The sequence below is a fragment of the Nevskia soli genome (assembly GCF_903970205.1).
Lineage (GTDB): Bacteria > Acidobacteriota > Terriglobia > Bryobacterales > Bryobacteraceae > Bog-113.
On sequence record NZ_CAJCHS010000280.1, the window covers coordinates 1 to 9,588 of the forward strand.

Annotated in this window: 9 protein-coding genes; 8 read left to right on the plus strand and 1 reads right to left on the minus strand. The window is 59.1% G+C overall.

Translation table 11 applies throughout. From position 1 onward, the window contains the following. The 3 genes from H1Y01_RS12565 to H1Y01_RS12575 form a co-directional block, all read left to right on the plus strand. Window positions 1–1,204: amidohydrolase family protein (locus tag H1Y01_RS12565; protein ID WP_180540861.1), on the plus strand; the 1,204-nt coding region annotated here is incomplete at its 5' end. Further along, window positions 1,204–2,217 carry a potassium channel family protein gene (locus tag H1Y01_RS12570; RefSeq protein ID WP_180540862.1) on the plus strand — a complete coding sequence of 338 codons (1,014 nt, stop codon included), beginning with the start codon at window positions 1,204–1,206 and terminating at the stop codon, window positions 2,215–2,217. The genes H1Y01_RS12565 and H1Y01_RS12570, both read left to right, overlap by 1 nt. 23 nt (window positions 2,218–2,240) lie before the next feature. Next, the gene (locus tag H1Y01_RS12575; RefSeq protein ID WP_180540863.1) at window positions 2,241–3,173 is read left to right on the plus strand and encodes a VOC family protein; all 933 of its coding nucleotides are present in this window, start codon (window positions 2,241–2,243) and stop codon (window positions 3,171–3,173) included. A gap of 208 nt (window positions 3,174–3,381) precedes the next feature. Here the strand turns inward: H1Y01_RS12575 and H1Y01_RS12580 are convergent, their stop codons facing one another. Continuing rightward, on the minus strand, window positions 3,382–3,852 hold the full coding sequence (locus H1Y01_RS12580) for a hypothetical protein (protein WP_180540864.1): 471 nt from the start codon (window positions 3,850–3,852) through the stop codon (window positions 3,382–3,384). Window positions 3,853–3,979: 127 nt separating this feature from the next. On the opposite strand from H1Y01_RS12580, the gene tldD reads away from it, so the two are divergent. Genes tldD through H1Y01_RS12605 form a run of 5 tightly spaced genes read left to right on the plus strand, consistent with a single transcriptional unit; the run spans window position 3,980 to window position 9,206 of the window. After that, window positions 3,980–5,410, plus strand: coding sequence for a metalloprotease TldD (gene tldD, locus H1Y01_RS12585; RefSeq protein WP_180540865.1), 1,431 nt, complete (start codon window positions 3,980–3,982; stop codon window positions 5,408–5,410). Beyond that, window positions 5,407–6,750 carry a TldD/PmbA family protein gene (locus tag H1Y01_RS12590; protein ID WP_180540866.1) on the plus strand — a complete coding sequence of 448 codons (1,344 nt, stop codon included), beginning with the start codon at window positions 5,407–5,409 and terminating at the stop codon, window positions 6,748–6,750. The genes tldD and H1Y01_RS12590 overlap by 4 nt, the downstream gene beginning before the upstream one ends. Then, window positions 6,737–7,222: an FxLYD domain-containing protein gene (locus H1Y01_RS12595; protein ID WP_180540867.1), complete on the plus strand. Its 486-nt coding sequence runs from the start codon at window positions 6,737–6,739 to the stop codon at window positions 7,220–7,222. Before H1Y01_RS12590 ends, H1Y01_RS12595 begins: the two co-directional genes overlap by 14 nt. 6 nt (window positions 7,223–7,228) lie before the next feature. After that, window positions 7,229–8,671 carry a DHA2 family efflux MFS transporter permease subunit gene (locus H1Y01_RS12600; protein ID WP_219341506.1) on the plus strand — a complete coding sequence of 481 codons (1,443 nt, stop codon included), beginning with the start codon at window positions 7,229–7,231 and terminating at the stop codon, window positions 8,669–8,671. A 10-nt stretch (window positions 8,672–8,681) separates the two neighbouring features. Continuing rightward, window positions 8,682–9,206: a TlpA family protein disulfide reductase gene (locus H1Y01_RS12605; RefSeq protein ID WP_180540868.1), complete on the plus strand. Its 525-nt coding sequence runs from the start codon at window positions 8,682–8,684 to the stop codon at window positions 9,204–9,206. Window positions 9,207–9,588 lie beyond the last annotated feature (382 nt).

Below are 9,588 nucleotides of genomic sequence, written 5' to 3' on the forward strand. Positions count from 1 at the left end.
GCCGGGATTTATCGACCTGCATTCGCACGGTCAGGACAATGAGAATTACCGTTTGAAAGCGCTGGATGGAGTGACCACCGCGCTTGAAATGGAGGTGGGCGCGAATCCAGTGGGCGACTGGTATCGGGCGCGCGAAGGCAAGGCGGTCGTCAACTTCGGCGCCAGCTCCGGTCACATTCCGGCGCGCATGCAGGTGATGCATGATTCGGGCGAATGGCTGCCGCGCGATCATGCCGTGACTGAGCCCGCCACACCCGAACAGCAGCGCGAAATTCTGGCGCGCGTGCGGCGCGGGATCGATGAGGGAGCGCTCGGAATCGGGCTCGGAATCGCGTATGTCCCGTCCTCGACGCGCGAAGAGATCCTCCAGCTGTTTCAGCTCGCGGCGGAATACCGCATGGGCTGTTTCGTGCATATGCGCAGTCCCGGGCCGATGGAACCGGGCTTTGTGGATGCGCTTCAAGAAGTGATCGCCGACGCCGCGATCACCGGCGCGTCGCTGCACGTCGTCCACCTGCCGAGCATGGCTTTCGCGCAAACCGACCTCGGGCTCGAGATGATTCGCGGGGCGCGCGCGCATGGGCTGGATGTAACCACGGAGGCGTATCCGTACACCGCCGGGATGACGCGGCTGGAAACCGCCGTCTTCGACCCCGGCTGGCAGCAGCGGTTAGGCATGAGCTTCGGCGATCTCGAATGGGTACTCACCGGCGAGCGCTTGACCGCGCAAACGTTCGCGGATTACCGGCGCCGCGGTGGAATGGTGATCCTGCATAACATTCCGGAAGACGCCGTGCGCCAGGCGATCGCGGATCCGATGGTGATGATTGCCAGCGACGGTCATCTGGAGAACGGAAAAGGACATCCGCGCAGCGCCGGGACGTATGCGCGCGTGCTGGGCAAGTATGTGCGTGACGACCACGCGCTGACGCTTACCGAGGCGATTCGCAAAATGTCGCTGGCGCCGGCTCAGCGGCTGGAGAACGTCAGCGCCGCGATGGGCAGGAAAGGACGCATTCGCGTGGGGGCCGATGCCGATATCGCGGTCTTCGATCCGGCCTCGGTGAGCGATCGCGCGACCTATGCGAACCCGGCGCTGCCATCGGTCGGGATGCGCTACGTTCTGGTAGGCGGAACGCTTGTGGTTCGGGACGGGAAATTGGTTGACGGGCTATTTCCCGGACGTGGAGTCAAGAGCCGCTAATGCGCGACCGCATCGCTCGCCGCATCACCCTGATCGCGATTCTGCTGGCGTTCACCATCGCCATGGGGACAGCCGGCTTTGTCTGGATCGAGCGCTATCCGGTGTTCGACGCGTTCTATATGACGCTGATCACGATCTCGACCGTGGGCTATGGCGAAGTGCATCCGCTCAGTCAGGCCGGACGCTATTTCAATTCCTTCCTGATCCTGTTTGGCGTGAGCGTGATGTTCTTCTCGGTGGGAGCCATCACGCAAATTGTGATTGAGCTGGAACTCCAGGACCCGTTTGGAAAGCGCAGGAGTAAACGCATGATCGACCAACTAGAGAAGCACGTCATTATCTGCGGATTCGGCCGGGTGGGCCGCAGCGTCGCGCATGAGCTGCAGAGCGCGGGAGCCCCGTTCGTTGTGATCGATCGCAATGAGGAGCGGGTGGAGCGCGCCATGGCCGCGGGGATCATCGCGTTCGCAGCCGACGCCACGCGTGACGAAGCGCTGCGGGCGGCGGGAGTTTCGCGGGCCATCGGACTCGTCTCGGCACTGGCCACCGACGCGGACAATCTGTTCGTGATTTTATCGGCGAAATCCTTAAATCCGAAGCTCAACGTGGTTACCCGGGCCGCGGAAGAAGAAGCCGAGGAGAAACTCAGGCGAGCGGGAGCCGATACGGTCTTCGCTCCTTACACCATCACGGGGCACCGGCTGGCGCAATCCATTCTGCGCCCGCACGTGTCGCGCTTTCTGGATTTCACCACGCAAACCATGGGGCTCGATGTGGCCATCGAACAGATCCAGGTCTCCGCGGGCACGGAATTCGCCTCGAAAACACTGCGGGAAATGCAGCTGCGGCGCGAGCTCGGGATCATCGTGCTGGCCATTCGAAAGCCCGGAGGCCAGATGATATTCAACCCGCCTGCGGATATGGAGATGTCTCCCGGGGATTTCCTGATCGCCATGGGCGAGGTGCCCAATCTGCAGCGCCTCGAGCGCTTGCTGCTCGGCGAAGAGCGATAGCGAGCGAATATACTGGCATCGATATGCGCTTACGTTGGATCGTCGTACTTACAGCTTTAGCGGCAAGCTGCGGGTTGCTGTGGTTCCGGCCGAGCCCTGGGGTGCGAGCCGCCGGCCGGCCTCCCATCATTGGAGTCGCGCACATTGGATTGCGAACGGACAATCTGGAGGCTTCGCGCAATTTTTACGGTAAGGAGCTGGGTTATCAGGAGCCGTTCTCGATCGACAAACCGGGCGGCGGCCTGATGCTGACTTACTTCAAAGTCAACGATCACCAGTACATCGAAATCTTCCCGGAGTTGCAGAACGACGCGCAAGACCGGCTCTCGCACATCGCGTTTGAAACGACGGACATTCAGCAGTTACGCGATTACCTGGCCGCGCAGGGAGTTACCGTTCCGGCGGCGCCAAACAAGGGGCGCGACGGGAACCTTAACTTCATGATCAAAGATCCGGACGGACATAATGTAGAGTTCGTGCAGTATATGCCGGGGTCGCTGCACACTAAGAACTTCGGTAAGTTCATGGCGGATGGGCGTATATCGGATCACATCATTCACGTTGGAATTACGATTCAGGATCGCACCGCGGCGGATCATCTTTATCGGGACATTCTTGGATTCCATTCCGTCTGGTACGGCGGCATGAAGGACAACGTGACGGACTGGGTCGACATGCGCGTGCCGGATGGAACGGACTGGCTCGAGTATATGTTGAACCAAAGGAACCCGAGTCCGCGAACACTGGGAGTGATGCATCATCTGGCGCTGGGAGTGCCCAATGTGCAGAAGAGTTACGAGCTTCTGAAGAGTCGCGGATATCAGACGGAAGCGCCGAAGATTGGACGCGATGGTAAGTGGCAGTTGAACTTATACGACCCGAATCATACGCGCGCGGAACTAATGGAACCGAAGCCGGTCGAGAAGCCTTGCTGCTCTGAGATGGAGTCTAAGTGAGGCTGATCAAACTCTGTTACTGAGTTCGGCATCACCCTCGGTTCACAAGCAAGATGAAAGGCGACCGTACAGCCCCACTCCGAGCCCGACCGAAAGGGAGGGTCCTCCGCGTCGAACGTGTATGTTGGGGGGCATTTTCGACTGCCCGGCTTCGATCTCGACGTTGGGGAGTTCCCCTTCGATAAGGCTTTCAAGTACCGGGGTCTAACTAGAGGTGCAGCCAAAATCCTAGGATCATCGTAAGCAGCCCGTATCCGAAGGCTTTTTGGGAGTCCGGAACGCTTTTCGAAAGGATGAGGTACATCCCCGCGATGCCGAATATCACGCTCGCAAGCAGTTTGGATTGCTGGGAGGAGGCCGGCTGGCTCGGTTGCACCTTCTGATGGCTTTGCAGTAGTTCCGCATTCGCCTGATCCAGTTCCTTCTGCAGCTGATTAATTTCATCCTGAACGCCGGGCGACGGCGCCCCTCCGTGAACCGGTTGGGCATGCGACTTGGCCGCCTTGAGTTTGGACTGAATCGCCTGTTGACGTTGTTCTAATTCAGCGGTAGGGCGAGGGGACGCCGCGACGCTGCTCTTTGGCGGATAAGCCGGGTGGGATTTATGGTGCGATTCGTAAACATAGCCTCCCACAATGATCAACCCAATAAAGAAGAGCGCGGCCGGCAAGAACTTCATGGCGAAATTGTAATGCAACGCCGGGCGGAAAACAACAGGAAACGAATTTGAAGCCCTCGACCCGAAGGCTGCACTGCTGCCAAGCTCACGATAACCCAACGCATTGCTAAGCTGAAGTTACACCCTAATGACATTTTCCGAGTCGTTTTTCGCCGCCAGGTTCGGCATCGAGCGGCGCGACCTGGAGCGCTATCTATCCGCGGCGCTTTCCCATGGCGGCGATTACGCTGACCTCTATTTCGAGTATCTGGCGACCAGCTCCATCGGCATCGACGAGAGTATCGTCAAATCCGCAACCCAAGGCGTTTCGCTCGGCGTCGGCGTGCGCGTACTGGCCAATGAGCGCACCGGATACGCCTATTCGGACGACCTCAGTCCCGAGAAAATCCTGAGCGCGGCGAAGATCGCGGCGTGCATCGCGAACGGGCCTTCGAAGGTGGAGAAAACGCCGCTCGAAGAAGGCTCGCGCCGCAATCTGTATCCGGTGTTTACCGCGCCGTCGGACACCGCTTTGGCCGACCGCGTTGACCTTGTGAAGCGCGCCGAGAAGGCTGCCCGCGCTTACGATTCCCGCGTGTTCCAGGTGCAGGCGACTTATGCGGACAGCTTACGGCATGTGCTCGTCGCGACTTCCGATGGCCTGCTGAATTTCGATCGCCAACCGATGGCGCGCCTGAGCGTGCAAGTGATGGCGCGGCAGCACGGAGCGGCGGCGCAGACCGGCTATTCGGGAGGCGGCGGCCGCGTTGAGCTCGATTTCTTCCTTAACCGGAGAACGCCTGAAGACTTCGCCAAAGAAGCGGCGCGCCAAGCTGTGGTGCAGCTGGATGCGGTGGAAGCGCCGGCGGGTGAGTCGGTGGTCGTGCTGGGTCCGGGTTGGCCGGGCGTGCTGCTCCACGAAGCGGTCGGGCACGGGCTCGAGGCCGACTTCAATCGCAAAGGTACATCCGCCTTCGCGGGCCGCGTGGGCGAGCAGGTCGCAAGTCCGCTATGCACCGTCGTTGACGATGGCACGATCGGCAATCGCCGCGGCTCGCTGAATGTCGACGATGAAGGCCACGTCACGCAGCGCAATGTGCTGATCGAAAACGGCATCCTTCGCGGCTATCTGCAGGACCAGCTTTCGAGCCGGCTGACCAATAACGCGCCCACCGGCAATGGACGACGCGAGAGTTACGAACACATCCCCATGCCGCGCATGACCAACACGTTCATGCTCGCGGGCGAGAGCGATCCCGATGAGATTATCCGGTCGGTACCGAAAGGTCTCTACTGCGCGAATTTCGGCGGCGGCCAGGTGGATATCACCAGCGGCAATTTTGTGTTTAGCGCGTCCGAATCTTACCTGATCGAAGGTGGCAAACTAACTCGTCCCGTGAAGAATGCAACGCTGATCGGCAACGGTCCCGAAGCTTTGAAATACGTCAGCATGGTTGGTAACGATCTGAAGCTGGACGAAGGCATCGGTACTTGCGGCAAGGACGGGCAGAGCGTTCCGGTCGGCGTCGGCATCCCTACCGTTCGGATTGACCGCATGACGGTCGGGGGAACCGCTTGAGCGAACTGCTGGACCTGGCGACGGAAGCCATCGAGCTGGCGCGCCGATCGGGCGCATCCGACGCCGAATGCACCATTGCTGAGGGCGAAGAGTTTTCGGTCAGCGTCCGATTGGGTGAGGTCGAGACGTTGAAACAGGCGGGATCGCGAAGTGCCGGCATTCGCGTGCTTCGAGGCTTTCACGTCGGTTCCGCTTACACATCGGACTTGTCGCGCGAGGGTGTCGGGAAGCTGGTGCAGTCCGCGCTGGAGATCGCGTCCGTTAGTGGAGAAGATCCGCTGGCGGGGCTGCCGGAAATTGACGAACTTGGGTCGCATGCGAACGACTTCGAATTGTACAGCGACGACATCGAACGCCTTGGACCCGACGCGCGCATTGATTTGGCGAAGCGTGCCGAAGCGGCGGCGTTGTGCGTTGACCCGCGCATCACGAACAGTGACGGAGCTTCGTTCGATTCGCATCGCGGGCGCCACGTGTTCGCCAACTCGCGCGGGTTTTCCGGTGAGTATCGCGCCAGTTCCTGTTCGCTCGGATGCGTGCCCGTCGCCAAGCAGGATGGGCGCATGGAGCGCGATTTCTGGTACAGCTCGGCGCGCGGCGTGGCGGACCTGGAAGATCCGGAGCAGGTGGGCCGCATTGCCGCCGAGCGCACCGTCAGGCGCTTAGGCGCCGTCAAAGTCGCTACACAAAAGGTCCCTGTTGTGTTCGAGTCGCGAGTTGCGCGATCCTTCGTGGGTTCGCTTTTCGGCGCAGTCGAGGGGCGCTCCGTGTACCGCGGTTCGTCGTTCCTGGCGGGCAAACGGGGTGAACGCGTGGCGAATGATCGCGTGACGCTGATCGATGACGGAATCACTCCCGGACGATTCGGCTCGCACCCGTTTGACGATGAAGGCGTCAAGACGCGGCGAACCCCGGTGATCGAGCGCGGCGTGCTTTCGAACTATCTGCTGAATTGCTACTCGGCGCGCAAGCTCGGCATGAAGACTACCGGCAACGCATCGCGCGGGATCACGGGGAACGCCGGCGTGGGCCACGGCAACTTCTACCTGGAAGCCGGAACGCGCACTCCTGAAGAGATCATCGCCGGACTTACAACCGGATTCTTCGTGACGGAGCTGATCGGTTCCGGCGTCAACATTGCAACCGGAGATTACTCGCGGGGCGCCTCCGGTTTGTGGATTGAAAACGGACGTCTGGCGTTTGCCGTTTCCGAAGTGACGATTGCAGGTACCATTCAAGAGATGCTTGCGAATCTGGAACCGGCGAGCAATCTCGAATTTCGCGGGTCGGTCGCTTCGCCGACGCTGCTGGTAGGAGAAATGACGGTTGGCGGACGTTAATACGAGCCTCAAGCCATCGAAAACGCGGATCGAAGTCTCTCCGGCTGCCATCGTTATCGCTTTGGTTGTCCTGGCCGGACTAGGTCTATTCGGATGGCTGACGTTTGGCCCGAAGCCTCCGCCGCCTCCTCCTGTTGTACTTACTCAGGAAGCGCGTAGTTATCTCTCGAATCTGAAGCTGAGCGATGTTAAGCCTCAGACCTCCGAAAGTTATGTCGGTAAGTCGCTATTCGAGATCATGGGCAAGATCACGAATGGGGGCAATCGGACTCTGTCTAACGTCACCGTGAACTGCGTGTTTTACGACTACTCCGGCAAGGAAGTTCATCGTGAGCTGGCGACGGTGGTCGGTAAGACCGGATCGCTGGCGCCGAACGCGACTAAGTCGTTTCGCCTCGCTTTTGACGATGTGCCGGATAACTGGAACCAGCAAATGCCGCTACTGGTCATCGCGCAGATCAAGTTCCAGTAAACCTGCTTGCCCGATACTCTAAACGCCCCGACGACGCCGACCGGCAGTAAGCGCTTGCTGCCGTGGCTGGTTGCCGTGGCGTTCTTCATGGAGTCGCTCGACACCACCATTCTGAATACCGCGGTTCCGGCCATCGCCGAGGCTCTGAAAGTAGCGCCGTTGAGTATGAAGGCCGTGCTGTCGAGCTATACCTTGAGTCTCGCGGTCTTCATTCCAATTAGCGGCTGGATGGCAGATCGCTTCGGCACGCGGCGGGTGTTTGCGTCAGCCATTGGCCTGTTCACCCTGGGTTCTTTCCTCTGCGGGCTATCGACCAACATCCACGTTCTGGTGGCGTGCCGGATTCTGCAGGGCTTCGGCGGAGCCATGATGCTTCCCGTCGGCCGCCTGACTATGGTGAGGACATTTGCTAAGTCTGAACTCGTCCGCGCCATGAGTTTTGTCGCGATTCCCGGACTCATCGGCCCTATGCTCGGCCCGGTAGCCGGCGGCTTCATTGTCGCCTATTTCCACTGGCGCGTGATCTTCTTCCTGAACATCCCGATCGGCTTGGTCGGACTCTACATGGTCGACCGGCACTTACAGGACTATCGTGAGGAGCACACGCATCCGCTCGATGTTACCGGACTTCTATTGTTCGGCTCAGGCATCGGTCTACTCTCCTATGTCCTGGAAGTCTTCGGCGAGCACGGGGCGGATCCGTTTGAGATCTCAGCGATGCTGGTCGTCTCGCTGGTCCTAATCGCGGCTTATGGGTTCCGTGCCACCCGTGCACAGTTTCCGTTGCTGCGCCTCAACTTATTCCGCATCCGTACCTTTCGCGCGTCAGTCGACGGTAGCTTCTTCACGCGGTTGGGAATCGGCGGCATCCCCTTCCTGTTCCCGCTCCTCTACCAGGTCGGACTGGGCTTTAGTCCCATCGAATCCGGCTTGTTGATGATGCCTCAGGCGATAGCGGCCATGAGCCTGAAGCTAACCATGCCTCGGATCCTGTCACTAATCGGCTATCGCGGCGTGCTGATCTCGAACACTGTGATTCTCGGCGTGATGATCATCCTGTTCGCCACCATCGGCCCCGGCACCCCGATCTGGCTCATCGTGCTGCAGGCGTTCTTCTTCGGGTTCTTCACGTCGCTGCAATATACGAGCATGAATACGCTGGTTTATGCGGACATCACGCCCGAACAGACCAGTAGCGCGAGCACCATCGCAAGCACAATGCAGCAGATGTCGGTCAGTTTCGGCATCGCCTCGGCATCGCTCGCCACGGCGTTCTTCATCCCCGACCGCTTTCATTCGACGGCGCCGGAGATGATTCACGGCATTCACCGCGCGTTCCTGGTGCTCGGTGTTGCGACCATCTTCTCGACATTAGTCTTCACGGAACTAAAGAGCGATGACGGCGCTGCTGTAAGTCAACATCACAAATTGCAGCACATTGAGACATAATGGGATTCAAATGAAGACCCCTCGTCTCGTATTCCTGATTTGCCTGACCTATATTGCGGCCACAGGGCAATCCGCTAACCCGCAACTCGAGGGAAAGACGCGAGTCGGCCAGCCGATGCCGTCATTCAAAGTTACCGACACATCCGGCAACCTGTTCTCAATCCCCGATCTAAAAGGTAAGGTCGTGGTGGTAAATTTCTGGGCGACCTGGTGCGGACCTTGCACGTTCGAGATCCCTCGACTCGAAAAGGAAATCTGGCAAAAGCATAAGTCCGATAACTTCGCCATGGTTGCGATCGCGCGCGAGCAATCTCCGCCGGAGATCACGGCGTTCCGCCAGAAGCAGCACTTCACCTATCCGATCGCTCCTGATCCGCACCGTTCGATTTACGCCCGATTTGCCGATAGCGGAATTCCCAGAACCTATGTCGTCGGAACCAATGGGACCATCTTGTTCCAGTCGTTAGGCTACAACCCGGTGGAGTTCGATCAAATGAAGAAGGTTGTTGAACACGCGTTGAGCAGCAGCAACTAACTCAACTAACAGGGCGCAGTGAAACCCGCTTCCTTACGGTCGCGGCTCCGTAACGCAATCAATCAACCAACGCAATCAATCTACCAACGCCACCAATCTAGTAACGCCATCAATCTACCAACGCCATCAATTTACCAACGCAATCAATCTACCAACGCCATCAATTTACCAACGCAATCAATCTACTGAGCCGCGCGCGTAAGCAAGCGGTGTTTTGAGACGTCCACTACAAGCAACGAACCCGAATCGACTAAAGACTCTCGATCTGATCGCGTATCTCGGCCAGAGCCTTTCGCATCTCTTCTGGCGTCGATACATCAAACACTCGCGGCGAGACCGGCTTCAGAGTTTTCTCAAGCTGATCGACCGTGTCCGATCGCTC

Excerpts from the sequence above, each read along its gene's own strand:
- H1Y01_RS12570 (WP_180540862.1), top strand. The coding sequence starts at position 1,204 with ATGCGCGACCGCATCGCTCGCCGCATCACCCTGATCGCGATTCTGCTG.
- H1Y01_RS12575 (WP_180540863.1), top strand. The coding sequence starts at position 2,241 with ATGCGCTTACGTTGGATCGTCGTACTTACAGCTTTAGCGGCAAGCTGC.
- H1Y01_RS12580 (WP_180540864.1), bottom strand. The coding sequence starts at position 3,852 with ATGAAGTTCTTGCCGGCCGCGCTCTTCTTTATTGGGTTGATCATTGTG.
- tldD (WP_180540865.1), top strand. The coding sequence starts at position 3,980 with ATGACATTTTCCGAGTCGTTTTTCGCCGCCAGGTTCGGCATCGAGCGG.
- H1Y01_RS12605 (WP_180540868.1), top strand. The coding sequence starts at position 8,682 with ATGAAGACCCCTCGTCTCGTATTCCTGATTTGCCTGACCTATATTGCG.